Annotated in this window: 23 protein-coding genes and 4 pseudogenes; 16 read left to right on the top strand and 11 right to left on the bottom strand. The window is 44.7% G+C overall.

The genetic code is table 11. From position 1 onward, the window contains the following. Positions 1-38 precede the first annotated feature (38 nt). The 4 genes and pseudogenes from OCU56_RS15675 to OCU56_RS15660 all read left to right on the top strand — a co-directional run bounded on the left by OCU56_RS15675 (position 39) and on the right by OCU56_RS15660 (position 3,847). Positions 39-1,163 carry an ISAs1 family transposase gene (locus tag OCU56_RS15675; RefSeq protein ID WP_261874852.1) on the top strand — a complete coding sequence of 375 codons (1,125 nt, stop codon included), beginning with the start codon at positions 39-41 and terminating at the stop codon, positions 1,161-1,163. A gap of 26 nt (positions 1,164-1,189) precedes the next feature. Continuing rightward, positions 1,190-1,735 (top strand): annotated as a pseudogene (locus OCU56_RS15670) (UDP binding domain-containing protein); the annotation flags it as partial. A 188-nt stretch (positions 1,736-1,923) separates the two neighbouring features. Next, positions 1,924-2,790 carry a UTP--glucose-1-phosphate uridylyltransferase GalU gene (gene galU / locus OCU56_RS15665; protein ID WP_068697997.1) on the top strand — a complete coding sequence of 289 codons (867 nt, stop codon included), beginning with the start codon at positions 1,924-1,926 and terminating at the stop codon, positions 2,788-2,790. Between the two features lie 52 nt (positions 2,791-2,842). Beyond that, positions 2,843-3,847 (top strand): NAD-dependent epimerase, encoded by a 1,005-nt coding sequence (locus OCU56_RS15660; protein WP_261874886.1) that lies wholly within the window; start codon positions 2,843-2,845, stop codon positions 3,845-3,847. A gap of 343 nt (positions 3,848-4,190) precedes the next feature. Here OCU56_RS15660 and OCU56_RS15655 read toward each other — a convergent pair whose 3' ends face one another. The 4 genes from OCU56_RS15655 to OCU56_RS15640 form a co-directional block, all read right to left on the bottom strand. Beyond that, on the bottom strand, positions 4,191-5,354 hold the full coding sequence (locus tag OCU56_RS15655) for a site-specific integrase (protein ID WP_261874885.1): 1,164 nt from the start codon (positions 5,352-5,354) through the stop codon (positions 4,191-4,193). Between the two features lie 264 nt (positions 5,355-5,618). Continuing rightward, entirely contained in the window at positions 5,619-6,830 is a 1,212-nt protein-coding gene (locus OCU56_RS15650) for a hypothetical protein (RefSeq protein ID WP_261874884.1), read from the bottom strand. A 9-nt stretch (positions 6,831-6,839) separates the two neighbouring features. After that, complete coding sequence (locus tag OCU56_RS15645; protein WP_261874883.1) at positions 6,840-9,743, bottom strand: site-specific integrase; 2,904 nt, start codon at positions 9,741-9,743, stop codon at positions 6,840-6,842. Then, positions 9,733-11,310: a site-specific integrase gene (locus tag OCU56_RS15640; RefSeq protein ID WP_261874882.1), complete on the bottom strand. Its 1,578-nt coding sequence runs from the start codon at positions 11,308-11,310 to the stop codon at positions 9,733-9,735. Before OCU56_RS15640 ends, OCU56_RS15645 begins: the two co-directional genes overlap by 11 nt. 417 nt (positions 11,311-11,727) lie before the next feature. On the opposite strand from OCU56_RS15640, the gene OCU56_RS15635 reads away from it, so the two are divergent. Together OCU56_RS15635 and OCU56_RS15630 are read left to right on the top strand one after the other, a co-directional pair. Continuing rightward, a complete protein-coding gene (locus OCU56_RS15635; protein ID WP_261874881.1) occupies positions 11,728-12,000 on the top strand; it encodes a type II toxin-antitoxin system TacA family antitoxin in 273 nt (90 codons plus the stop codon). Continuing rightward, entirely contained in the window at positions 11,997-12,494 is a 498-nt protein-coding gene (locus OCU56_RS15630; protein ID WP_261874880.1) for a GNAT family N-acetyltransferase, read from the top strand. Before OCU56_RS15635 ends, OCU56_RS15630 begins: the two co-directional genes overlap by 4 nt. Before the next feature lie 14 nt (positions 12,495-12,508). Here OCU56_RS15630 and OCU56_RS15625 read toward each other — a convergent pair whose 3' ends face one another. Next, complete coding sequence (locus tag OCU56_RS15625) at positions 12,509-12,805, bottom strand: hypothetical protein (protein ID WP_261874879.1); 297 nt, start codon at positions 12,803-12,805, stop codon at positions 12,509-12,511. Then, positions 12,802-13,107 (bottom strand): helix-turn-helix domain-containing protein, encoded by a 306-nt coding sequence (locus OCU56_RS15620; protein ID WP_141346783.1) that lies wholly within the window; start codon positions 13,105-13,107, stop codon positions 12,802-12,804. The genes OCU56_RS15625 and OCU56_RS15620 overlap by 4 nt, the downstream gene beginning before the upstream one ends. Before the next feature lie 260 nt (positions 13,108-13,367). On the opposite strand from OCU56_RS15620, the pseudogene OCU56_RS15615 reads away from it, so the two are divergent. From OCU56_RS15615 to OCU56_RS15600, 4 genes and pseudogenes are all read left to right on the top strand, one after another. Continuing rightward, positions 13,368-13,634, top strand: a pseudogene (locus tag OCU56_RS15615) (GNAT family N-acetyltransferase); the annotation flags it as partial. A 293-nt stretch (positions 13,635-13,927) separates the two neighbouring features. Beyond that, positions 13,928-14,695 carry a hypothetical protein gene (locus OCU56_RS15610; protein WP_261874878.1) on the top strand — a complete coding sequence of 256 codons (768 nt, stop codon included), beginning with the start codon at positions 13,928-13,930 and terminating at the stop codon, positions 14,693-14,695. Positions 14,696-14,744: 49 nt separating this feature from the next. After that, positions 14,745-15,683: a hypothetical protein gene (locus OCU56_RS15605; RefSeq protein WP_261874877.1), complete on the top strand. Its 939-nt coding sequence runs from the start codon at positions 14,745-14,747 to the stop codon at positions 15,681-15,683. After that, positions 15,683-16,351, top strand: a complete 669-nt coding sequence (locus OCU56_RS15600; protein ID WP_261874876.1) for a hypothetical protein — start codon at positions 15,683-15,685, stop codon at positions 16,349-16,351. The genes OCU56_RS15605 and OCU56_RS15600 overlap by 1 nt, the downstream gene beginning before the upstream one ends. A gap of 133 nt (positions 16,352-16,484) precedes the next feature. Here OCU56_RS15600 and OCU56_RS15595 read toward each other — a convergent pair. Further along, positions 16,485-17,384: pseudogene (locus tag OCU56_RS15595) on the bottom strand (IS5 family transposase). Positions 17,385-17,561: 177 nt separating this feature from the next. On the opposite strand from OCU56_RS15595, the gene OCU56_RS15590 reads away from it, so the two are divergent. Together OCU56_RS15590 and OCU56_RS15585 are read left to right on the top strand one after the other, a co-directional pair. Further along, positions 17,562-17,816, top strand: a complete 255-nt coding sequence (locus tag OCU56_RS15590) for a helix-turn-helix domain-containing protein (protein ID WP_261874875.1) — start codon at positions 17,562-17,564, stop codon at positions 17,814-17,816. Further along, positions 17,810-18,472 (top strand): HipA N-terminal domain-containing protein, encoded by a 663-nt coding sequence (locus OCU56_RS15585; RefSeq protein ID WP_315973184.1) that lies wholly within the window; start codon positions 17,810-17,812, stop codon positions 18,470-18,472. Before OCU56_RS15590 ends, OCU56_RS15585 begins: the two co-directional genes overlap by 7 nt. 227 nt (positions 18,473-18,699) lie before the next feature. On the opposite strand, the gene OCU56_RS15580 is transcribed toward OCU56_RS15585, so the two are convergent. Beyond that, positions 18,700-19,002: a type II toxin-antitoxin system RelE/ParE family toxin gene (locus OCU56_RS15580; RefSeq protein WP_261874874.1), complete on the bottom strand. Its 303-nt coding sequence runs from the start codon at positions 19,000-19,002 to the stop codon at positions 18,700-18,702. Continuing rightward, a complete protein-coding gene (locus OCU56_RS15575; RefSeq protein ID WP_017100443.1) occupies positions 18,974-19,210 on the bottom strand; it encodes a TA system antitoxin ParD family protein in 237 nt (78 codons plus the stop codon). Before OCU56_RS15575 ends, OCU56_RS15580 begins: the two co-directional genes overlap by 29 nt. Positions 19,211-19,507: 297 nt before the next feature. Between OCU56_RS15575 and OCU56_RS15570 the strand changes: the two genes are divergently transcribed. The 4 genes and pseudogenes from OCU56_RS15570 (at position 19,508) to OCU56_RS15560 (ending at position 21,802) form a co-directional block, all read left to right on the top strand. Continuing rightward, positions 19,508-20,658, top strand: a protein-coding gene (locus tag OCU56_RS15570; RefSeq protein ID WP_261874873.1) for an IS3 family transposase whose coding sequence is annotated in 2 segments (ribosomal slippage) — positions 19,508-19,751 and positions 19,751-20,658 — 1,152 coding nt in all. Because the reading frame shifts where the segments join, the coding sequence is not laid out codon by codon here. Between the two features lie 30 nt (positions 20,659-20,688). Next, a pseudogene (locus OCU56_RS17550) lies at positions 20,689-21,114 on the top strand (SUMF1/EgtB/PvdO family nonheme iron enzyme); the annotation flags it as partial. Positions 21,115-21,144: 30 nt separating this feature from the next. Next, the gene (locus OCU56_RS15565; protein WP_261874872.1) at positions 21,145-21,609 is read left to right on the top strand and encodes a hypothetical protein; all 465 of its coding nucleotides are present in this window, start codon (positions 21,145-21,147) and stop codon (positions 21,607-21,609) included. Positions 21,610-21,658: 49 nt separating this feature from the next. Next, positions 21,659-21,802, top strand: coding sequence for a four helix bundle protein (locus tag OCU56_RS15560; RefSeq protein WP_261874871.1), 144 nt, complete (start codon positions 21,659-21,661; stop codon positions 21,800-21,802). A 343-nt stretch (positions 21,803-22,145) separates the two neighbouring features. Here OCU56_RS15560 and OCU56_RS15555 read toward each other — a convergent pair whose 3' ends face one another. Both OCU56_RS15555 and OCU56_RS15550 read right to left on the bottom strand, forming a co-directional pair. Continuing rightward, positions 22,146-23,366: an ImmA/IrrE family metallo-endopeptidase gene (locus tag OCU56_RS15555; protein ID WP_261874870.1), complete on the bottom strand. Its 1,221-nt coding sequence runs from the start codon at positions 23,364-23,366 to the stop codon at positions 22,146-22,148. 9 nt (positions 23,367-23,375) lie between these two features. Continuing rightward, positions 23,376-23,672 (bottom strand): type II toxin-antitoxin system HigB family toxin, encoded by a 297-nt coding sequence (locus OCU56_RS15550; RefSeq protein ID WP_261874869.1) that lies wholly within the window; start codon positions 23,670-23,672, stop codon positions 23,376-23,378. Positions 23,673-24,009 lie beyond the last annotated feature (337 nt).

The following is a 24,009-nucleotide window of genomic DNA, read 5'->3' as shown; positions in this document are numbered from 1 at the left end:
TTATCTAATACCTCCATAGATAAATTGGAGGTCCAACAATGAGTAACCAGCACCCATTTATGCATTTCGATGTCATTCCAGATTACCGACAACAAGGCAAAGTCGAGCACAAGTTAACTGATATCATTCTGTTAACAATTTGTGCTGTGCTTTCTGGTCAAGATGACTGGAAGGCGATTAGTCTTTACGGTGAAGCTAAGTTGGATTTCTTGAAGCGATTTGGCGATTTTAGTCATGGTGTTCCATCTACTTCGACGATAGCTAGAACGATGGGTATGATTAGTGCGACTCGACTTCAAAAATGCTTCATTGAGTGGATGAAAGATTGCTGTGAGTTAACCAAAGGTGAAGTGATAGCCATTGATGGTAAGACTGTCAGGGGCTCTTATGATGACTCTCGCGGTCTTGGCGCAATTCACATGGTGAACGCTTTTGCGACTGAAAATGGCGTTAGTCTCGGACAACACAAAGTTTACGAAAAATCCAACGAGATCACCGCTATTCCAGAGTTGCTCGAACTGCTTGATATATCAGGCTGCTTGGTCACTATTGATGCTATGGGATGCCAAAAGAAAATCGCTCAAAAAATACTAAACAAAAACGCAGATTATTTGTTGGCGGTAAAAGGAAATCAAGGTCGTTTGGAGCAAGCATTCGATAATTATTTCGATATGAACATGCTCCAAAAACACGATGGCGACTCTTACAGCACGCAAGAAAAATCCCGAGGTAGACAAGAAACCAGGTTGGCATTAACGAACACGGATTTAAGTGTTTTAGGTGATTTGGCGTTTGACTGGCCAGAGCTAAAAACAATGGGTATCGTCGTTTCTGTTAGACAAGAGGAAACAGTGGCGAAAGAGTCAGAAATCACAGTGAGATACTACATTAGCTCGAAAGATTTAAATGCTAAGGAATTGTTAAATGCAACGCGTTCACATTGGTTGGTCGAGTCGATGCATTGGTCTCTCGATACGACATTTGGTGAAGACGCGTGCCGAAAACGGGCAGAAGAAAGTGCAGAGAACTTTGCAAGGATCAGACAGATGTGTTTGAACATGCTGAAGAGTGAAACGACTTTGAAAGCGAGTATTAAGCACAAAAGAGCGATGTGTGCGATGGATTCTGAGTACCTTTTGAAGGTTCTGGCAAGCCTTTATTGACGGGGATGTTCGTGATTTTTCCGTGGGTGTCTTATTTTAATGAACTGGACAGTTATGCTGAATCATTAGGATTAGATGCTCGTCAAATAATCGAGGGTGTTGGTTTAGATCCTCGTATTGGCAACCATTACAATAACCCTTCATTTGGTTATGGTGGTTATTGCTTACCTAAAGATACTAAACAGTTGCGTGCAAACTATGCAGATGTGCCAAATAATATTATTGGTGCAATCGTTGATTCAAACACTACTCGTAAAGACTTTATTGCTGATTCTATTTTAAAGCGTAGCCCTAAAGTTATAGGTATCTATCGTTTGATTATGAAGTCTGGTTCTGACAATTTTAGAGCGTCTAGCATTCAAGGAATCATGAAACGCCTTAAAGCCAAAGGCATTGAAGTTGTTGTGTATGAACCAGTCTTGGATGAGGCTACATTCTTCAATTCAAAAGTCATCAAGTCATTAGAAGAGTTCAAATCAAGCTGTGATGTCATCGTTTCTAACCGCATGGTAAATGAAATCAAAGACGTTGCCGAAAAAGTGTACACACGTGACTTATTTGGCAGTGATTAAGTGTTAATTCAATACAATGTTTAGGCTTTAAATTTATTGTCTAGACATTCATCGAATAGACTCTTCCTAGTTCTAAATTATCCATCTATGATTTATATGTGCTAGTAAAGTGAACAGCAAGAATGTTTATTAATAAATAGAGTTCACAATAGGGCTCATTTAAAACAATACTATTATTAAGGCTAGATATGATTAAACACTGCTTATTTCCTGCTGCGGGCTACGGTACCCGCTTTTTGCCTGCAACTAAATCAATGCCAAAAGAAATGATGCCTATCGTCAACAAACCGTTAATTGAATATGGCGTTGATGAAGCTATCCAAGCAGGCATGACCAGCATGGCAGTTGTAACTGGCCGTGGTAAAAGTTCACTCATGGATCACTTTGATAAAAATTATGAGCTTGAGCATCAAATTCAAGATACCAATAAAGAACCGTTACTTGATGATATCCGTTCATTGATTGACTCGGCGCATTACACCTTTATTCGTCAGCGTGAGATGAAAGGCTTAGGACACGCCATTTTAACCGGTAAAGAGTTAGTGGGTGATAACCCATTTGCTGTAGTGCTGGCTGATGATTTATGTATTAACGAAAGTCAAGGTGTACTTGAGCAAATGGCAGCGCTTTTTCGACAGTTTCGTTGCTCGATTGTCGCAGTGGAAGAGGTGCCTGAATCTGAAACTCATAAGTATGGGGTAATAGCGGGCGAACACTTGAGTGATGATCTTATACGCATCACTGATATGGTTGAAAAGCCAGAGCAAGGCAGTGCGCCAAGTAACCTTGCCATCATTGGTCGTTATATCTTAACTCCAGATATCTTTGATATTTTGGAAGAGACAGAACCTGGTAAAGGTGGTGAAATTCAAATCACAGATGCACTTCTAAAGCAGGCTCAATCTGGTTGTGTTATCGCGTATAAATTCAAAGGTAAACGTTTTGATTGCGGTAGTGTCGAAGGGTATATCGATGCGACCAATTACTGCTATGAACATGTTTATTTAAAGGGAAGTAAAGTGAGTATTAATAAATCTTCTACAAAGAAGCTTTAATCTTAACATCTCAAAATAGTACTTCTGTAAAATGTAATTCAGGACAATTAATATGAAATATTTAGTCACTGGCGCTGCGGGTTTTATTGGTAGCGCCGTTGTTGAGCAATTGACAGCTAAAGGGTATGACGTTGTAGGCGTCGATAATCTAAATGATTACTATGACGTGGCGTTAAAACACGCTCGCCTAGAGCGCATTGCACATGAAAAGTTCACGTTAATTGAGCTTGATATTGCTGATCGTGAAGCTGTCGCTAAGCTATTTTTAGAACAACAGTTTGATAAAGTGATTCACCTTGCTGCGCAAGCAGGTGTGCGCTATTCAATTGAAAATCCTCATGCGTATGCTGACTCTAACTTGGTGGGGCATCTTAATATTTTAGAAGGGTGCCGTCATAATAAAGTGAAGCACTTGGTTTATGCCTCTTCTAGTTCGGTATATGGCTTGAATGCTAAAACACCGTTTTCAACGTTAGATTCTATTGATCACCCAGTATCTCTTTATGCGGCGACTAAAAAATCTAATGAGTTGATGGCACATAGCTACTCACATTTATACGATACCCCAACCACAGGTTTACGTTTTTTCACTGTGTATGGTTCTTGGGGCCGCCCAGATATGGCACCGTTTATCTTTACTAAGAAGATTCTTGATGGTGATACCATTGATATTAATAACAATGGTGATATGTGGCGAGACTTTACGCATGTGGATGATATTGTTGAAGGTGTGATTCGTATTGCTGATGTTGTTCCGCAACGTAACCCCGATTGGACAGTAGAAACAGGCTCTCCCGCTACAAGCTCTGCGCCGTATTCGGTTTACAACATCGGACATGGCTCGCCAATTAACTTGATGGACTTTGTTAAAGCCATTGAAGATGAATTAGGCATTGAAGCGAACAAAAATTTCCGAGGCATGCAACCTGGTGATGTTTATCAAACATACGCAGATACTCAAGACTTGTTCAAAGCAACAGGCTACCAGCCTAAAGTAACGGTCAAAGAGGGTGTTGCGGAGTTTGTTCAGTGGTACAAAGAGTTTTACAATAAGTAAAATTATTTCTTAACTATACTATTTCTTTACTAGCTTAATCGAGTCATTATTCGGCTGGGTAGGAATTTCAGTTTATTGCCACAGCGCAAAGTATTTAAACGGCAACTAGCTTCATGTTAGTTGCCGTTTTTTTTAGTACAATATTATGCAATATAGGTTTGTAATACCAATGCCATTAATTAATTTATCAATTGACGACGTAGCAGGCTTAAACGAAAGAGCTTAAACAAATTTAAAACCGATCTGACAGCTAATGTTTCACTCTTCCGAGATGTAACTAAGCTGGCATAGTTACATCTCAGGTTGTCTGTTCAAGTTTTTCAAGTGAGCCATTGAAAGAACGCTAAAGCCCTTCTTTATTCATCAATGCATTAAACGCACTGCCGTCATTTCGCGAAGCATTGGCGACATAAGGGGCATACACCTCAAACAGTAGTTGCGTATCGCTGTGCCCAAGCATCTGTGAAATATAGAGCGGGTTTTCTAGGGCCGCAATATGAAGCACCGCCGCCGTATGACGCGTTTCGTAGGCTCTACGTTTGGCAAGTCCGGCTTTTTTCAGCGTGGGATACCAAACGCCTTTACTTATCCAATGAGTATCTAATGGCAATCCTTTGTCATTGGTAAATACATAGTCACTGTCAACGTCACAGCGCGTTTGTTGACGTTTCAATGCCGCAAACAGCGCATCACACATCTTCAAATCACGTCTTGATTTAGGCGTTTTCACATCACACAGCTCCCCATTGACATAGTTATGCCTGACTTGAATGAGGCGATGGTCAAAATCCACGTACTTCCATAAAAGACCATGCACCTCACAACTGCGCATGCCTGTCCAAAAGCGCAAAATAAAGTAATCTCTCCACTTCTCATCCACCGCAGCTAAAAAGCGCTTCACTTCGGCAATGGTGAGCGGTTTCGAGTTGGCCTTTTCTTCCTTTAGTGCGCGATAGCGACGAAGCGGATACTCAAATTTAAATTCGTCAGCGGCCAGTCCCACCATGGCAATGATGGGCCATAAGATGCTGTTAATACGGCGATTCGACAGTCGTCTTGTGCCGTCAGGCTTGGTGTCTTCCATCAATTGATTGCGATAAAAATCCACTTTGGCCAGCGTAAACTCACTCATCAGCGTATTACCAAATTCGGGGATCAAGTAACGCTCCAGAATGTTGCGCATGGTGTTTTGATAGCTGGATTTCCACTTAGGAATTTGGCGCTGGTACCACTCTTTCGCGAAGTCCTCAAAGAAAGGGTACAAACGGTCGGGGTGTTTGCCACGCTGCAAAAGCTCGAATTTGGCAACCTTTTTGCTGTGCGGAAAATAATCGCGGTACTCAAAGCAATTTAAGTCTATCTCCGCGTTCATGCGTTTAAGCATGGCTTTGGCCTTGGCAAGGTTACTTGGCGTTGCCATCATCTTAGTGCCTTCGCGAAAACGCGTCCCATAAAGGTGTAAATCAAACTGAATGCGTCCATTCGGACGGATACGAATGTGAGCCATAATGGCCTCCATCAATTAAGTGCTACCCTAAACCGATGGCATTCGTTAGAATTTATCCATCGGCTGGTTCTGGTTTAAAGTTCCTGCAGCCGGTACGGAGGGAAGTGGTGGCCGCCACTTCTCTCCAACTGCGAGTTTTCTCTTTTCTTCTTTCACTTTTCACTTTCTCTTTTAGATAGCCCTCCTGCTTCTTTTCTATTTTTACCTCTAGCCTAACATCGCCTTTTTATTTCCAAAATCGACACTAAGCCTTTGTTTTTATAGTTAATCGTTAAAGTCGCTAAACAGATCCTTTTGCGCCGGTTTCATGCTTTGATGGTATTCAATGGTCTCCTCGATGGACGCTAACCCTTGCGGGCTTAACTCAATCGCCACCGTCGAATAAGGATGCTCTGCGCCGGTGTCTTTATACAGCCCCAAGACACGACTGCCATCAGGGGCAAGCAGCACTTGCAGATACACCTCTCTGGTGGAGAGTTTTCTGTACTGCGACAGCGCCTGTTTAAACTCGGTGGCTCTCAGGCTATAGAGCATTGGCGCATTGTTTGACGGGACTTTGTTTTCAAACAGCCTATGACAGGCTTCTTTATCGGTGGCACTGCCAATCAAAATGCCCTCTGGCGACACATACAGCGAGGTTTGGTTTTGCTGATGCAAGGTATCGACTTTGCTGTACGCGGTGAGCTCGCCCGCATGTACGCTAAATGTCGACTCCATACGGTATTGAATGGGCTTAGCCTTGATATCCGCCTCATCAAAGTGCAGCGCAAAACACACAGTGGTGATCTCATCGGAGAAATACGCCACCTCGCTATCGACGCACACATAAATGCCGTGAGCGCGAGAGTGGCGACACAGCGCTTTTAACCCCGCGACACTGGCGTTATCCACCTGCAGATCAATACTGGGGTTATTTTGATACGGCACGTCGAAAGTATGCAGCGTCTGCTCGCTGATGATCTCTAATTGCTCCTTGCGATGATTGAGCCTAAAGAGTGACAGTGCAGGGTGGGCGAGGGTGTGACTGAGCGCGCTTTCAAGCCAGCATTTTGAGACGAGCTCAAACCCGGCGCTTTGCACCGTCTTTAACAGTTCAAGATGGGTGTCATTGGCCGGTATGGCCTGCGCATCACGCCAGGTTGTCTGGTTCACCATCATGGTTAGCATCGGCAGTCGGCGGTTTTGATATTCCACATTCAGATGAATGGACTCCGCTCGGGTACAGCTCTCAAACAGTGGCTGGCAAAACATTTTAAACAAGCTGGCATTGATGGTGAATTTCCCGGTTTTCAGGCTGCACTCATCATCAATAGTCAAGGCGATCATATGCAGGTGCGACGCGCAGCCGGCAATGAGGATCAAGGTGCTCGCCTTGCGATCCACCACAAAGGTGACGCCACTTTCAGGGCCCTTAAGGTTAAGGGACTCCACAAACGCTTTAAGCTGCACGTGATACTGGGAATGAAATGTAAGCATAAGACCACCTTAAGTAAGAGAGTGAATGATGAAGTCAAACAGTAATGGACTGTGCAACGTGAAGGTGAAGGTCACGGTAAAGCGGCTGCTGCCACAAGGCACGGTCTCTACCGTAATGGGCTCAGAGCCTCTGGCGTAACGCCTTTTAATCAGCGCAAGCTTTCGCTCTGGAGGCTGCTTTCGGTTTTGCGCCAGATGAAACGACACATCAAAGCACGCCAATAAATGGCTGCGAAACAGCGCGTTAAAGGCTTCACTGTTTTTTTGATTGCACGCAAAGCTCACGGTAAAGGTGCGCGCCCCTGTCACTGTGATTGGACCCAGCTCGCACAGCGCGGTGCGCTGTCGGTTTGAGAGCCCAAACGAGCGATGCTGGCCGCATCGCTGCCAAAACACACTGATGTCGCTAAAGCGCTCACTGCCGTCTTGAAGGGCGGTAAGCAGCTCACGGGTTTGCCAGTCAAGCGCGGTTACCCCTTTCGCGCGAGCGCTGGCGTAATGGGTTTGATACGAGTTATACAGCGCGCGATTGTCCCACTCTCTGACCAATTCGTTACTGCCGTAAATGGCGGGTGTATCGGGCGCGTAGTAGTAACGAAGACGTCGCCCTGAGGGTGTTGTCAGTAGCGCGTCGATCAGCATGTTCTGGCTTAGCGTCACGACATCCTGCCCGCTCGGCGCTTGGCTAAGCTGCTTCGCTACCTTGGGATGTGACAGCAAATAGGCCGCAGTGCGTTTACCTAATAGGGCTTGCAGTGCGCAAATTTTATACGCTTTGGGGTGAGAGAAACACTCAGGAAGCCACTCCGCGCCGTGCAGATAACTCTGGCGAGTCGTGGCGTAATAGCGATGACCGAGCTGATCACTCATCACATCGAGTAAAATGCCATCGTTCATCTGTGAGAACGGTTTCTCTTCGAGCCAAAAAGCAAAGCGGGCCTCGCACGCCTCCTTGGTCAGCAGCTCTTCACTCATGCCATCGCAATGGGCATGCGAGTGAAAGTCGCACGCAAGGCTTATCCCTTGTAAAAACAAAAGGTGCGCCCCGGAATGGCGCAGGTGATGAAAACGCACCTGATTGCCATACAGCGCTTTGAGCACTTGCGTCACTGGATACAGATAGTGACGCTCCCTTGAGCTTAAGGTTTCACCTTCAAAGCCGATGAGCGGGGTGTGCGGTGCGCAAGACTGTTTGATTTGAATGAGAAGCGCCACTAAGTTGGCCGCGCTTTCAGGCATGACCACGAACACAAACCGCGATTGCCTGTTCTTGGTTTTTCCCTCAAGGGTTTGCGTAATATTCAGGCGAAATTGCGTACCGGTGGCCGAGGGGCGCATCACATCTTGCAGGCGAAGCCTAAGCACTTCTCCGCGGCGAAGTGCACCGTAAAAACCAAGCAGCAATGCTACTGCGCTGCACAAGCGTTGCAAATGAGTGCCGTGGTCACTTTCCAGAAGATGATGCGCCGCGTGATGCACGTGATCGGTTCGCAGCCTATAGGCATCGACATTCTTTGGCAGAGTAGGGCACTCAAACTGACTGACATCCAAATGATCGGTCAGGGCTTGCTGCGACACACTGCGAAGGAAGTTGTACACCAACCATTGCTGCGCCTCATTCTCTTGTGACTCGAACGCGGTTTTGGCCCAATCATCGAGTTTATGAGGATCGCTCGCCTCAAGGTACGACAGCGGGCGGGGTAGCTTTGAATAAATGCCAGTGTATTTGTACAAAGTGTTATGACCCAGATTAGGACAAATTGCGCCGCCATGCACAATCAACTCACGGGTAAACAGATACATCAAGGCGGGCACAACGTCATCGAAGGGCCATTCTATCGGCGACTCTGCGGCGAGCTGCGCCTTAAGACTCGCCCTTGGCTCATCTTTTGATCGTTTTAACAAGGCACGATGGGGCCACTGTGCGCCGCGTTTTCTCGCACTGGGCACAGACCCACTAGAATTCGCGTGGCGAGGTAACACATACAGCTGTTTTAACGCCTCTCGGGTATGCGCCTTGCTAGGCAGCACAGGATGAAACGCGCAGTGACGGCTCGGCACTGCCATATCAAAGAGTAGCTCTGGCGGGTACTGATGCTTGCAATGCCAAATGGCCTGCATCGCCAAATGCCACTGTCTCGCTGTTATGGGCTTAGCATAAGTGCGTGCGAGCAGTGGATTGCCAGGCACCAGCGCACGCACCATGTCATCAAGGCCCGCTAACAAGGCGGGCTCAGAGACGCGGTGCGAAGGTTGTCTGCGTCGCCAATAGTGCTGCAGTGCCACGTACGCGACAGGCGTTAAAGCGTAGCGCGTAAAGCTAAGCAGTTGCTGTTTGTGCTTGATAGGGTGCCAAAGAGCCAGTGTGAGCCTATCGTCGATGACTTCGATGCGAGGTTTTTTGCCCTTGCCCTTGCCCTTGCTCTTACTACGGTCACGGCGCAGCACGGCCAGCCACGTCGCCAAAGGAAGTGGAGCCACTTCGATGGCGAGCAGTGAGATGAGCTCACACGCCGATAGAGTTTTGACGCGCTCGGCCCAAGGCGCACGTTGATAGTGCCCAAATAATGCGCCGCCTAATTGGGCATGCTTCATCACCTGCACCAACCACTGATGCTTGTGATCTCGATACACATGCGCCTTTTGCTCTGGCAGTTGCCATTGGCACACTTGCTCAAGATAGAGCAACACATGATTGAGCGCGCGCTTTAGCAGGCGTTGACGTCCCCCAAAGGTGCTCTTGATCGTCGCTTGAATGGGGTCAAGCGAGGCTTGAGTGAGCACACGAGAGGTGTCGCTATAGAGCGCAATCTGCTCAATGATCGTGTCATAGTGAGCGCTATCTAGCGCCTCGAGCCCCATGTTATGAAGGTGATCTTGAATATGGCTCACGGTTAATCCTTTATTCTTCATGATGGGCCTCGCAGGTGTGAGATGTGCTTTGGTTTAGGGTGTTTCTGAACGTGCTAGGCGAATCGAGCCCTAGCTGATGGGCAAGCCGATTCAAGTGGTCTTGGGCAATGTGCTGGCTCGCCGGAAAGCGGTGCTCATTGCCTAAGTGCTCACCAAACTCACTGTGCCCCATTAAGCGGTCGATCAGTTGCGTGGATAGAGTCGGTAGGGTTGCGGTCAACGCCATTTGTGCAAAGGTATGGCGAAGCTGATAAGGCACCACAGACGCATCGGGTGAAAACGACTGCATTGCCAGTCGAACGGTTTTGGCCGTGAGTGGCTGCGCCTTGAAATTCTCATCCAGCAGGTACCAAAGACACAAGGTGTTTGGGGTCAGTGATAGGTGCAGACACACAACGTGTTGCAAAGCTAAGTACGCTTTAAGGGCCTGTGAGAAGAAATCACACAGCCACACAGTGCGATAGCGCCCTTTGTCGAACACCATAGCGTGGCGGCAGTCATAACACTGGCTCGCGTCTATTGAAATGGCATGCGTGGGCCTCACGCCGGTCAGGATTAAAAACTGAAACGTGATTTGATAGGTGCGCAGATTGTAATAGTGTCTGAGCCCCTCTGGCGTCGACACAGTGCGATACGCCTCACTGACGCTATCGGCGAGCACATGAAAAAACTGCCGTGTATCGTCCACCGACAGCGCTCTGTCAGAACCCATCACAATGGGCGCAATGGGTTTATACACATAGGTGCCGTTGGTTTGCACTCGCTCAAGTTGCGCAATGGTGCCACTGTGTTTTAGATAATCCGGTTTCTTTGTCTCTGGCTTAAACACAAAGCCAAAGAACTCCGTTAACTCATACAGACGGATTGCATCCGTAATGCGTTTGAAATAACGATTGTGCGCCTCAAATACCTTAAAGCGTATCTGATCGCTGGTTTCTCGTTGGTACGACTTCGCTTGATGATGGTGGTCTTGATGACGCGGTAGCATCACGCTTTTTGCAATGGTAGAGAGTTTAGAATCGCTTTGCCCCATGTGCATCCAATAGCGAAACAAGCGATCTTTTCTCACGCGAGGGTAACAGGCGAGCTTCCCTAGCGTTTTCCACTTGCGAGACAGATCCTCGCACAGCGCTTGATGCTGTTTATCCGTGAGCAATGCCCCTGAACTCGATGACAAGGCGTCCACAAATAGCGCATTAAACGCATCAGGAATGGGCTGCCATAAATATTCAGAGCCCCCCTTATGGAGATAGCAGAGGGCGTATTCCACTCTAGTGACATTGTTGGTGCGCACAGGCCTTAGCGTATGCGCCTCACATTGAGCCTTGCCAGTCACGCGTGTGAGTGTTGGAAGGTGCGCAATGTTGTCACTATTAATCAGCTCATGCGTCAGCCACCAAGTCAGAAACGTAACAACTTTGCGTTTACGAACCGTATCAGAATCGCCTTTGCGATGAATACGATGCAGTGCAATGGCCAGGGTGGTGGCAATGCGCTGCGCATCAGGCGCAACCCCGCCACTGTTGTTGCCGCGATTTCGTTTTTGTTGTGCAGTGAATTTGCTCATTACACCCTCCTTGGTCAGCTGATTGGATTCGTGACTTCCCCAAAGACGTGGAATCTTTTGGGGAGTTCATTACCAAAATATCAGTGAATTTTTATTTCCAAAATCGGGGGGAGTGAGAGGGTTTTGACAAATAGATGAAGATGTTAGGGCTTGTGGTATAAGGCTTTAGAGGTGTAGAGGGCCGTATAATATAATTAGGTATACATGGTTATATAAAAATAAACTTATAGAATAATTGGTAATATACCCGGTAATTTACGAGAGTCTGAGCCAGACAGTATTTAGGTTGAGGGAAATGATCTGTTCTTTGGAAATAGAGTGGTTTGAAATAGGTGCCAAAGTGACACGTATCTTGCTTGTTGTCGAGTTTAAGGTAATAATATTAATGTGCCACTTTGACACAGAAGGAGAAGCATTATGGCCACTACTTTACCTCGTATTACTGCTCGGGTGGATGTCGATACCCAAGACTTGCTGACCAAGGCTGCGGCAATAGCCGGTATGTCCAGTATCAACTCTTTTGTATTGAGTGCGGCAATTGAAAAAGCCAAACAAGTGATTGAGCGTGAGCAGGCTTTAAAATTGAGTCAGGCTGACGCGATGCTGTTGATGGATGCCCTAGATCGTCCAGCTAAATCGAATGCCAAATTGAAAGCAGCGTCTGATCGGTACGAGAATAAAACACAATGATGAACTCGGTGCTTCTCGATAAAGCTAAACACGATAGAAACCGGTTCAACTGTGGTATCGATGAGCTAAATAACTATTTAAAGGTGATGGCGAGTCAACAAGCAAAAAAAGACAATACTAGAACTTTCGTATTGGAAGATGATAGAAACAATTCACATATCATCGGCTTTTATACACTCACAATGACACCAATTGACTTAAAGGCATTACCCGATAGGCTACAAGAAAAGCACCATTCTTCGACATCGGGTGGCCTTATCGCTCGCCTGGCTGTTGACAATCGATATCAAGCGAGAGGTTTTGGTGAGTGGTTACTTATTGATGCACTAAGAAAGCTGGTAGCTGCGAGCGACAGCGTTGCGTTTCCAGTCGTGATTGTTGATGCTAAAGATGGTGCAAAAGACTTTTATGAAAGATATGGATTTCAGGCGTTTAGTGATACAGAAAATAAGCTTTTTATTACTATCTCAGATGTTAGAGAAAGCTTAGGTTAGTTAACCGCTCGCTTTTAGTTAACGAAGACATTGTCAATGCGATACCAAAGTGCACGACTCCACCATCTATCAGGCGATGAATCGAGAAATGCACGAAAGTTTTTATCGGCTTCATCGTTGTAGAGTTCACCGGAGTGAAGCGTCAGGATTGGATCAATTTGCAAGCGATAGGCTGAAGTTAAAAATACTTTATCGTAGGTAAAACTAAACACGCCACCCCTGCTTGAATCGCTGTAAGCAAGCTTCCCTATTAGCAAAGGCGCTTCCATTGGCAGCCAGTCGGCATAGACTTCAACGATTTCACGGCTCATCTTGAACCTTCCAGTAATTTTATATTTTGCAGCTTGATACCCACCTCATCATGGGCGGCCACTTCTGCAAAATTACTCTCCATGCCAAGAACGGCCATAACCTTTAAGTAAGTGCCTATGGCAACGCCAGGATCACCTGCGAAGACTTTGTTCACCGTTTTATGATCAAATCCAGTACGTTCACACAGCAGCTTCTTTGTAAAACCACGTCGTTTCATCGCCAACAGCAGGTCTTCACCAAAATGAGTCAGGATTTTGCGCTGCTTTGGAAACAGTACATTGTGCAAATTACGCTTAGCCATATCACCAATCTAAGGGACTATATTCCCATTATTTAATCATTACTGGGAATATAATCTCATCTTGAGATTTAAGCAACTCCATTAAGTTAAATGTGGGACTATATTCCCATTTAACTCAGTATAATTGGATTTATATCCTACTTTTAGATTTAGTTTGCGCGTTGGCCAAGGCGTTGATGTGAATCCCAAAGGCTATAAAAGTGTAATTCGAGTTATAGCATAGCCCGTTAACAATCTTAATTGGCGGGAAATGACTATGTAGCGTGACTTACTCAACACTGCCAATACAGAGAGCAAAGAAACTACCTAGATATCCAGTACCGGTTTTTTTATTAGCTCAATTAGCTGTGCACAAAGAATTTCATGGTTCAGGACTTAGGAAGATCAGTTAAATTCGCGCATTAAATTACTTGTGGGAAGTGAATCACCACATGAGAGCGTACGCTATTGTCGTCGATTGTCTTTCATCTGCTGCTCAAACATTCTATGCAAAGTTTGGATTTGAAGTATTGTGCGAGCACAATTGACGCATTGGTATGTTTTTGCCAATGAGCACGGTAGAGCAACTTTTTAATCAATGATAGGCCGTTGAACTATGGTGAACGCAATTGCACCTCATGCCTTTATTAAGTAATGCCTTGGATAAAATAGTAATGGGCATTTTTGTGTGTAAGAATTGGCTGCAAGAAACACTTGGGTTTGTCTGGTACACTCGGTTTTCTACATTGCTTTTATGAAAACGCTCTTTTATCTAAAGAAGCCAAAGTTTCAGAGTGCACAACTCATTGCTAATCCATCTCGACTCGACGATAATTTAACTATGAGTTCGTTAGAGGGTTATAGAATGTCGAGCAAGATGACCAGTATGGTTTGGGACCTAAAAGCAGTAGTAGGTGAAAGCAAGTTTTTATTAATGGCTTTGGCAGAGCTGGCCGATAGAAATGGCAACTTCCAAACTACATATGCTGAGCTTAAGTCGTTAACTGGTATTAGTAGCGGTGCAACCAGTACGATACTTCATCATTTATCTAGTAATCATATCAAGGTAATTAGTTTGAGTAGCCGTCGAATGAATAACAACAGCAATAACGTTGAGGGAAGCTTGCACTTAGAAAATAACGCGATGATTTCACCGCAAACGGCGCCTCCTGTTCCTGATTTATATGCTCAAGCGCAAACACAAAGAGATAATTTTAATAGACAACCTCAAAAAGGTCGGTTGAGCCGCAGCCAAAGGGCTCAAGTCGCCCCTTTAGATAAATTGGCTAAAGAAAAGACTTTTCATAAAATCCAGATTCACGAGCAAGAGGTTCATGATTGGGCCGAGGCGATCTTGTTCAAGATGGGCATGGGTGGCGATACTGAGATATGGAGATCGTTAGTGAAAGACGTGCATGAGTCAGATGATGAAATTTTCACGCTTAGTCAGCTAATAAACCGACTGTATCAGAAAATCAGTTTTTATAAACAATCACGACTGTCCGGTGGCGCTAACCATCCATATTCTCGACCAGCGAAACAATCGGCTATGAGTGAATTTGAAGAAAGGTTTAGAGACTATTACACGACCGATGAGTTTGATGATTAATCGGTTCACGCTAACTTTTTGTACTTTAGATATTACTAAGTGATTCACGATGAATAATAATGACCGCGATAAAATAAAAAAAGTGAGTGACGTTATAGGTACGTCCTTTGAAGAGCATTTAACTAATGTTGGAAAGCAGTCTAAGCAATCCTCGGTTGGAAAGGTGAGAGAGTCGAATGCGACGAGTTATGGCATTCGTAACCAGAATTCACCAGCAGCAAATCGAAACAGAACGACAGAATTTAAATATAATCCTTCTAACCGTCGAGGTTTATCGAACCCTAACGCTCAAAGGATCTTTGATGAATACCATAGGCGTGGTCAAAGCGAGCAGATATTACGCATCTGGTCAATGCTGTTGCAAGCGTTTGACTCAAAGATGAAGCATTATTTTGGGGAGGAGCCAGACAAGCATTTTATGCGCTTTGCCACCGAATTGACTCCTGATGCTTGCGTACGTCTGCATGATAATCTGCTCGAACGTTTAGATGAAGATCGAGAGTGGCCACCATCATTGGTTCGGCTAAGGCAGTTGGCTAACTCCCCGACCAAAGAGGTAATGTATCAAGCTAGGCAACGCCTTTTCCATTCGCCGGTTCCTACGGCTGAGTTGGATCGTGTAGAGCGATTTGTCAAAAAACATAAAATGCGGGAAGTCAAAAGCCTTTCCGAGAAATACTTTGAAAAAGAGTTTAATCGTAAATACATTCAGTGGTTTAGGGATGTGATCTTCGATGACATGGATATTAGACTTGAAGAGAAACAACGCGAGACCAACCAGTACGTGCATGCCTCTAATGAGTCCAAACACGATCAGAAGGTGGATAAACTCATCTCTGAGGGACGGGCGTTTGATGGTCCTTTAGGGAGTCGCATACAAGCGATGTTGAGTAAAAGTCACGTTGATGTAGAGGAACTCAGTGATGAAGAGGTCAAACATTTTGGCCATTCACATACCGGGCCTACAGACAATGTGGATCCAACCTGATGCGTGATTTCGAAGTTCTTGAAGAAGGCGAAGGGTACTTTCGATGCAGAGTTGACGGTAGAAGTCATTGTCGCATTATCATCGATGATTTCAGTAGGGACCTAACGGCAGGTAAGCACAGGCTTCATGTCGAAGAGATCACAGATAGGTATGTCCACTTTGCTCATGACGCAGTGTTCAGGCTTACCCTTCCGCTCTCAGAGCAAGACTCGATAGAGATCTGTACGCTGAAAGCTGGAAAAAAGAATGCGCTCACCTACAAAGAGTGTTTACGATTAGGGGGAAAGTGGGAGCCTATTATAAAAGAATGGGTCTTTTCGTCCTCAGTCAAAGACAAAGTTGAGCACTTGAAAAAGATCGTAAAATCCAGACAGAAGCTAGTTGAAGTTGAGTTCAAAGAAACCCTGTCACACCTTGGTAGAAGCTTGACCGTATTCGGTTATGATACAGTCAAAGGAATGAGAGTGAATAATACGCCTATATTGGGTGCAGGTATAACTCTAAAAAAGGGTGATATCACCTTTATCAACAGCCCCGTCAGTAAAGTGGTGATTCGTTCAGGAACGGTGCTGCGTTTAAAGGTGCCTGAGAAAATGTTGGAATCTGCAATATTTCGTGAAGACTATCTTGCGGCGGCAAATATAAAAGTGTTGAAACAACCAAAGTGAGTCTAAGGCTATACTGAGTCAAAATGGACAGAATTAAAAAGCACAGTGTAAAAGGGGGAGTTCTGACACTCCTGAACAGTTTGCAAACCTGATAGACAAAGAGTATGTTTGCCAAAGGTCACATATCGAACTCTTAAACAACATACTGAGTTTCAGGCATACCAAGCCCTGTAAGCTTGTTCAGCGCTTTGATCACAACCTGAGCATTGTAATTTCTTAGGTTTAATTTCCCACCTAGCAATGGTTTTACTCGGTACATTGCTGTCACTGATAGTGAGCGCTTGTGATAGCCATACCGTTTTTTCCACTTCTTGTTGGAGCCGTAGAGCTTTTGACAAGCTACTGCTAAATTGCGAGGGTGTCTCCCAGAATGCAGCCCCTTCTCGTGGTGGGATAAGCGCAACCGCTCGCTTAATCCGTATCGCATCATGACAATTCCTTGTGCCATAAGCACCATCACCTGATATTTCAATTATTTTACGACGCGTCTGCTTGAGTCAGTTGGGGAGCACTTCGGCATCGGTTACGTTAGATAAACTCAGCCCTGCTGCGACTATTTCGTGAGCGCGGGTATCTACTGCAATATGCAGTTTACGCCAGACCCTGCGCTTCCCATCAGTAGCATGCTTCTTGACCTTCCATTCATCCTCGTCATAAACCTTGAGGCAGTGGCATCAATGGCTAGATGTTGTATTACTCCTCTGGTGTTGGTTTTAAATGAAACCTCAACGTCCTTAGCTCGGCGGCTTATACAGGTGCAGTGCGGGCAAACAAGCGGGATGTTAGCCAGCTTAAATACAGATTCTAGGAAACCTTGTAGCGCTCTCAATGGCATAGAGAAAATGCGTTTCACCATCAGTGCGGTAGTAATGGCTAAGTCGCTGAATCGGCAAGGTCTACCACGCTTGCCTTGTTTGTTTTGTTTCCACTCAGCTATCGTTTTCTCATCAATCCAAAAGGTCAGAGAACCACAATTGATTAAGGCTTTGTTGTACTGCTTCCAGTTAGTTGTTTTGTAACGAGGTTTAGGTATGAGGCTACGACGATTGATGGGTGTAGCTGATCAGATCGTAGCTTCTAGATTTAGTTCCATCAATTTAAGCAACAAAGCCAGTGTAAAGGGCACTTATACTCTAGTTAGTATATTAAAGGGTATATACTGACTAGAGTATAAACTATGTTTTATACGCAAGTCAGTATAGGAAAGGATATGTACGTCAATAGTCCTAAGGCGCTCGCTTCATTTGTTCGGGAACAGCGAAAAATGCAATGCGTGTCGCAAGGTGAAGCGGCCGCCAAGGTTGGTATGCGCCAGGCCACTGTGTCCGAGTTTGAAAATAAACAGGACACTACCTCTATAGAAACCGTATTCAAGTTACTGAACTCACTGGGCCTTGAGGTGCACATTCTTCCTAAAGGGGCTACCTCTGAATCCAACCTGAGTGGTGAGGACTTGGAATGGTGAGCAACCTGACTGTTTTGATGAACGGTCTGCGCGTTGGCACGTTAAGTAAGGCGAGTAATGGTGCTCATTCGTTTGTCTACAGTGAGACGTGGTTGACACAACGAGGTCGTCGCCCAATCTCTCTGTCGTTACCATTGCGAAGCGACCGCTTTGAGGGTGATGAAGTTTTCAACTTTTTTGACAACCTCTTACCTGACAACCCAGCAGTACGCGATAGAATTGTGGCGCGTCACCAAGCCTCGACCACACAACCCTTCGATCTGTTAGCAAAGGTGGGACGAGACGCAGTAGGAGCGATCACTTTATTGCCAGAAGATGAGCCCATCCCTGACCATACGATCATTGATGCTAAACCGCTGACTGATGATGAGGTAGAAGCGGTTTTGAAAGGTTATCTCTCGGATGCACCGTTGGGCATGATTGATGAACAGGACGACTTTCGAATCTCGATTGCGGGTCAGCAAGAAAAGACCGCGCTGCTTTGGCATAACGGTTGTTGGAATATTCCTAAAGGGCTAACACCTACCACTCACATCATTAAGTTGCCGATAGGGGAGTTACCCACCGCTCACTGCGACCTTTTGGTCGCCAACGATATGCGAGTCTTAGCTGTGGAGCGCTTTGATCGTCGATTATCAAGCGATGGCAGTCTCTAACTCGAAAGTGCTCCATTATTGGCTAGACCTTTTACTCATTCACACCCTGTTCATGGGTTTTTACCATACTAAAACTTATCCACTCTTCTCATGCTGTTAATCCCCGTGATGTATCACGGGAGTAGATTCCACCTTTCCTTCAGCGTTAGCTAACCTTAAGCTCTTTTTCGATCAGTTTGTAGGTGTTTGAGGGGCACAAAAAAGCCTCGCGTTTGGCGAGGCTTTGGTTATCTAAATGTTCTGGATGCATCTCGATAAAAGTTTTCATGACTGCCCAACGCCAATAAGGTCAGGACTAACGTCCCGTCTTCATCGTAGTTGTACCCAAGCAAGGTGAGCTGCTTGTTCATCTTAAACTTGTGCACCCTAAGAAAAGACAAATCGCCTTTCTTCATCACGCCAATAAAAGGGTTTTCTATAACCTCTTTCACTGCTTTATCTAGATCTTGTTTCTGGTTTTTGTGTAGCTTTTTTACGGTCTTGGCAAATGTCGTAGTTTGCTCAATCTTTGTTACTTTCGCTAAATTCATAAGAGGTCGTATTCCCGTGCTCTAATTCGGCTTTAGCGATGATTGCCTGCAGTACGAACTCGTAGGTTAAGTCAGGGTTATCCTCCATGATCTTGCCTATTTTCGCCCAATGCTCAATTTGCTTGGGGGTCGTTCGATTTAAAGCTGTTCCAATGGTTGCAGCTCTATCTACTAGGCTCTCATCAAGTCTAACGCTTGTAGTAGCCATATGTATTACCTTGGTCGATGGTCATTTGTTTGTTGATACCAATTGTAGCGCATTGCATCATATGTGGCAACTTGCAACAAAAGTCCTGCTGGTGGGCTTTTTCACTTCTCATCAGTGACTAATGAACTTAGCCTCTAAGGTCGTGCTCTTCTGATGTATCCCCCATATCTGAGATAATGCATCACTTACTAAATTAGAAAAAGCTTCTGTCCAGAAGCTTCATAGACCTGAATTTTGATCTGCTCCAGAAGTTTTGGACACTGAGTTAAGTGAGTATAATCACTAACGAGGTGAACAATGACAACTAAAAAAACACGAATCAAACATGCTCTTGAATTCAAAGCCGAAGCGCTTAAATTAGCAGATAAAGTCGGTGTCGCTGCTGCCGCACGACAACTATCGTTACATGAATCTCAAATCTATGGATGGCGTAAAGCCGTCAAAAAAGACGCGAAAATCAGCGATAGAGAAAGAGAACTCGCCACTGAAAATGCCAAACTCAAACGATTACTGGCTGAGCAAACTGAAGAGCTAGATATTGTAAAAAAGGCCGCCACCTACTTCGCGAAAAATCTAAAGTAGATTGTTATGAGTTTATGCTCGAACACCTTATGCAGTATAGAGTTGTCCGTATGGTTAAGGTGTTTGGGGTTTCTCGAAGTGGGTTTTATTATTGGATTGATAATCGCCATAAAGTCACTCAACGCAACGAGCACCGAAAGCAGCTTGATAGCAAAGTTAGAGAAGTCTTTGATGATAAAAAAGAACGCGATGGTGCAAGGCGTATTCAAAAAGAACTTGAGGCAAATGGTAATAAGCACGATGTAAAAACCATTGCCGCGAGCATGAAACGTCAGAGCTTAATCGCGAAGGCCGCCCGTAAGTTCAAATGTACAACAGACAGTAAGCATAGGCTTCCTATTGCCTCGAACTTGCTTGAGCAAGACTTTAATGCGACAGCACCAAACCAAAAATGGGCTGGAGATATTACCTATCTAGCGACAAGCGAAGGTTGGATGTATTTAGCGGTTGTTATCGACTTGTACTCACGGCAAGTAGTTGGTTGGTCAATGGGCACCAGAATGACCGCGAATCTGGTCTGTGATGCGCTATCAATGGCATTGTTCCGTAGAGGCATGCCCGAAGGGGTGATTATCCATAGTGATAGAGGTAGTCAATATTGTTCAAAAGACTACAGAGACTTAATCTCAGCTCATAATCTAAAACAAAGTATGAGTAGGAAGGGGAATTGCTGGGATAACGCATGTGTTGAAAGCTTTTTCCACTCAATGAAAGTAGAAGCCGTCCAATACGAGCCGATAATGACGCGAGAAGAGATGCGCCAAGCACTTTTTGAATATATCGAAGTTGATTATAATCGAACAAGAAGGCACAGTGCTCTTGGGTATGTAAGCCCAGTTAACTTTGAAACACAATATGTCGCTTAATGCGGTGTCCAGTCTGACTGGAGCAGATCAATATCAGCTGCAATCAAAACTAGAACAGGAGCGGATTTAGATCTTGGCACTGGATTACACCCTGCATTTATTGTAAATGGCAAGCCTATCAAGCGATTTTGGTATGCCAAGTATATTGCTAGTCACGGAACTGGTGGTACTTGCTCTGTCATTCCCGACGTACAGCCGTGGACTTATGTTGATTATGATACCGCAAAAAAAGCATGCACTGATAAAGGCTCCGGCTGGCATTTAACGTCGGGTCATGAATGGGCAGCTGCAGCATTATGGTCTATAGCTAACAACTCAGTCCCGAGAGGGAATACGCATTACGGACAATCTCATGAAGAACACTTTGAAACCGCCATTCGTGGGGACGGTGAAACTCCCGGGACCAATACTGGCATAGGGAGAAGCAATACAGGTTCAGGTCCCTCTTCATGGAATCACGACGGGACTGTCGCTGGAATATGCGACTTGGTCGGCAATGTTTTGGAGTGGGTAGATCAGCTTAAGCTAGTCGATGGTCTAATAATATCGACGGCAGATAATGACCCTTCAGTAGATGAGGCGAATTGGATATCACAGGAGGCATTTCTTGATGCTGTTGCTGATATAACGCTTTCCGATAAAGTTACTATTAGAGATGGTGTTGCTGGTGATAGCAGTAATTCTGGAGCATCTCGTCATAAATTGATTGCAGATGTCACGCTATCAAATTCTTACACACCAAACTTACTGTTGCGGCGTCTCCTCATTGAGTTTTCCGCTAAACCTCAAGACTTGGGGGCGTTGTACATGCGAAATTATGGCGAGCGTCTTCCGATTCGCGGTGGCTACTGGGCCTACGCGTCTAGTGCAGGGCTTGGGGCGCTTCACTTCAACGCTTCGCGCTTGAGCTCGGACAGTAGCATCGGCTTTCGTCCCGCTTTCTTTGAGTAATGTCTCATGCTCTTTGCTTGCAGTGCGATAGCACAGATTTGGATAAATAATGAATGATACACCCGCTCTTATTCTTGATGAGAAGATACGAGCCATGCTTGAGTATGGTTATGGTGCAATATTGCAATTTCCAAAATATGAACGGCATGTGTTGGGGGCTGAAATTAAGCCCCTAACTTACGCTAGGGACTAGGTTGCTTGTTATTTCTTTTGGCAATCACAGATTGGAATAGGAAAAGGTCGCCCTTTAGAGTAGATTGTTTTCCCATTCACAGTGCGCGAACGACGAAAGATAATACTGCAAATATTGCCGCAGTGCTGACATGTTGTAGTAGCCATAATGGCACCTCTATTTTTATTATGAGAGGCCACCCGGGCATAATGCCTTGTTCAATATGAGCAAAAGGTCTATAATTTTATTGCTTGTAAATTATAGCAACTTCGGGTTCTCTCGTTGATGTTATGTCTTTGTTTATGCGTCAACATGAACTAAGACGTTAATAACCCTGTCCTTTTAAGGATGGGGTTTTTTACTTTTATGTGAATTTAAAGTGCTTTCTTACCTCTCCCTGCCCAATCAATCTTGCGAATGTCCTGTAGTTGCCATCTTCTTTCCGGAATCTTCCAGCCAAAATTGAAGGTGATCTATTAGCTAGCTTTGCTTGATACTGAACGTGTGCAGGAGACACTAAAGCTGGTTTTATTTCTCTCCATAAGCTCGAAGGAATAAGCGTTTCTCTGGCTGAATCATCAGCTTCTTTCTCCATGCTGTCTAATTCCAAAGCATGCTGTTCGGTATCATCATAAAATACCTCGTCTTTGTTCAGGTGCAGTTTAACGTGATACAGCTCGTGCATTAAGGTAAACCAGAAGTTATCTTCTCTGTCGTATCGAAGTGTTAAAGCAATTATTGGATGGTTGTTTTTCGACATAAAAGCTGCACCATCAAGATAGGTCTTTGGAAGGTGCTTCTCTATTACTAGATGAATACCTATATTATTGAGCTTTTCTTTTGCTAATGGAGCACCATTGTTAAGAGTTGATAGTGAAGCCAGTTGCTTCATAAAATCATCAGTTAGTAGGGATTTTTCATATTTACACTCTAGTCTTTCATCGAGCGATTTTTTATGGACAATAGCAAACCAAGCAGATAGCGCGTTTGGATCCATTGCTTTAGCTGAGTTGCCATGAACAGCTGTTTTTAAAAGTGCTCTCTCAGGAATAACACCAAAACTATCAAGTAGTGGTTTTACTAAATCTTCCGCGTACTCTTTTAGGTCTTTTAAAGCACTTGATACATGATGCTTGCTGTCAGTAAAGTAACCATTATCTGACATTTGGCGTAATGGGAACTTCGCATATTGAATTTCTGGTTGGCTCAGATTTAATTCCGATTGCTCTTGAAGTAAGACTTCTCCAGAAATACCCAGACCATGATGCAGTTTACGTAGCATTTCAGCGCTCATTGCGCGTTTGCCATTTAATATTTCTGATACTCGAGATGCAGGCCCAAAGTATGCTTGCATATCTTTACGGCTCAGTTCTCTTTGATCCATTTCAAACTTTACGGCTTCTAGTGGTGTAGGCAGTTCAATTGGAAATGTGTTTGATTCATATTGTTCAATTAGAACTCCTAATACTTCAAGTTCATCAGACCCTGTTGTGCCTTCGGTATAGTCATGATTCATCAGGTCCATTAGACGTGATAATGCCGCTTGATGGTCTGAATCATTTTTTATTACCTTGAAAAAGCTCATAATAGACCCTTAATTGAATTTCTTTTTGCTGTATTCAGCATGAGTTTCAACCCATTCAACAACAACCATCCCATTTTTACCATAGCGCACTTTTACAACAAGCCTGTGGTGATTACCTTTTATATTAAAGATGACCCTGTTATCGCTCTGGCCCAGAAAATCTGCGCTAGAGAAGCGCTCCTTGACATCATGGGTGTTCTCCCATTCCGCATGGAGAACAGCATTCTGCCATGCAAGTAACGGCTTCTTGGCGTCAGCATGTTTTTTGATGTACTTCTCTAGTTTATCTCTGCCAAGTAACTTCATCGGATGATTTATACATAAGTGATAACGACATATTAGTATCCAAAAATGATAACGTCAATATGTATGTTCTCATTTGTGATAACAGATTTAAGTATGACTCTGAACTGTGCAAATAAACAGGCATGATATCTATAGAGCTTTTCAAGGGAGAGTGTCATGGGTTTGTGTGTCAATATTGAGGAAAGATCCTTGATGGTGGTGCAAGTAGTGTTTATTGCGTGGCTGATATTAATATTGGTACCAGATTTTGACGACGGCAATGTACTAGCCAATTTTTGGCAACACAAGATGTGCGCCCACATTTATCTGACTGGTTCGCCTGAGCGAGCAAAGATTA

The sequence above is a fragment of the Vibrio rarus genome, assembly GCF_024347075.1.
In the GTDB taxonomy this organism is placed as follows: domain Bacteria; phylum Pseudomonadota; class Gammaproteobacteria; order Enterobacterales; family Vibrionaceae; genus Vibrio; species Vibrio rarus.
The sequence above is the reverse complement of the archived record's forward strand: the minus strand, read 5'-3'. Positions and strand labels throughout refer to the sequence as shown.

Coding starts and splice junctions, on each gene's coding strand:
- OCU56_RS15675 (WP_261874852.1), top strand. CDS start 39: ATGAGTAACCAGCACCCATTTATGCATTTCGATGTCATTCCAGATTAC.
- galU (WP_068697997.1), top strand. CDS start 1,924: ATGATTAAACACTGCTTATTTCCTGCTGCGGGCTACGGTACCCGCTTT.
- OCU56_RS15660 (WP_261874886.1), top strand. CDS start 2,843: ATGAAATATTTAGTCACTGGCGCTGCGGGTTTTATTGGTAGCGCCGTT.
- OCU56_RS15655 (WP_261874885.1), bottom strand. CDS start 5,354: ATGGCTCACATTCGTATCCGTCCGAATGGACGCATTCAGTTTGATTTA.
- OCU56_RS15650 (WP_261874884.1), bottom strand. CDS start 6,830: ATGCTTACATTTCATTCCCAGTATCACGTGCAGCTTAAAGCGTTTGTG.
- OCU56_RS15645 (WP_261874883.1), bottom strand. CDS start 9,743: ATGAAGAATAAAGGATTAACCGTGAGCCATATTCAAGATCACCTTCAT.
- OCU56_RS15640 (WP_261874882.1), bottom strand. CDS start 11,310: ATGAGCAAATTCACTGCACAACAAAAACGAAATCGCGGCAACAACAGT.
- OCU56_RS15635 (WP_261874881.1), top strand. CDS start 11,728: ATGGCCACTACTTTACCTCGTATTACTGCTCGGGTGGATGTCGATACC.
- OCU56_RS15630 (WP_261874880.1), top strand. CDS start 11,997: ATGATGAACTCGGTGCTTCTCGATAAAGCTAAACACGATAGAAACCGG.
- OCU56_RS15625 (WP_261874879.1), bottom strand. CDS start 12,805: ATGAGCCGTGAAATCGTTGAAGTCTATGCCGACTGGCTGCCAATGGAA.
- OCU56_RS15620 (WP_141346783.1), bottom strand. CDS start 13,107: ATGGCTAAGCGTAATTTGCACAATGTACTGTTTCCAAAGCAGCGCAAA.
- OCU56_RS15610 (WP_261874878.1), top strand. CDS start 13,928: ATGAGTTCGTTAGAGGGTTATAGAATGTCGAGCAAGATGACCAGTATG.
- OCU56_RS15605 (WP_261874877.1), top strand. CDS start 14,745: ATGAATAATAATGACCGCGATAAAATAAAAAAAGTGAGTGACGTTATA.
- OCU56_RS15600 (WP_261874876.1), top strand. CDS start 15,683: ATGCGTGATTTCGAAGTTCTTGAAGAAGGCGAAGGGTACTTTCGATGC.
- OCU56_RS15590 (WP_261874875.1), top strand. CDS start 17,562: ATGTACGTCAATAGTCCTAAGGCGCTCGCTTCATTTGTTCGGGAACAG.
- OCU56_RS15585 (WP_315973184.1), top strand. CDS start 17,810: ATGGTGAGCAACCTGACTGTTTTGATGAACGGTCTGCGCGTTGGCACG.
- OCU56_RS15580 (WP_261874874.1), bottom strand. CDS start 19,002: ATGAATTTAGCGAAAGTAACAAAGATTGAGCAAACTACGACATTTGCC.
- OCU56_RS15575 (WP_017100443.1), bottom strand. CDS start 19,210: ATGGCTACTACAAGCGTTAGACTTGATGAGAGCCTAGTAGATAGAGCT.
- OCU56_RS15560 (WP_261874871.1), top strand. CDS start 21,659: ATGAATGATACACCCGCTCTTATTCTTGATGAGAAGATACGAGCCATG.
- OCU56_RS15555 (WP_261874870.1), bottom strand. CDS start 23,366: ATGAGCTTTTTCAAGGTAATAAAAAATGATTCAGACCATCAAGCGGCA.
- OCU56_RS15550 (WP_261874869.1), bottom strand. CDS start 23,672: ATGAAGTTACTTGGCAGAGATAAACTAGAGAAGTACATCAAAAAACAT.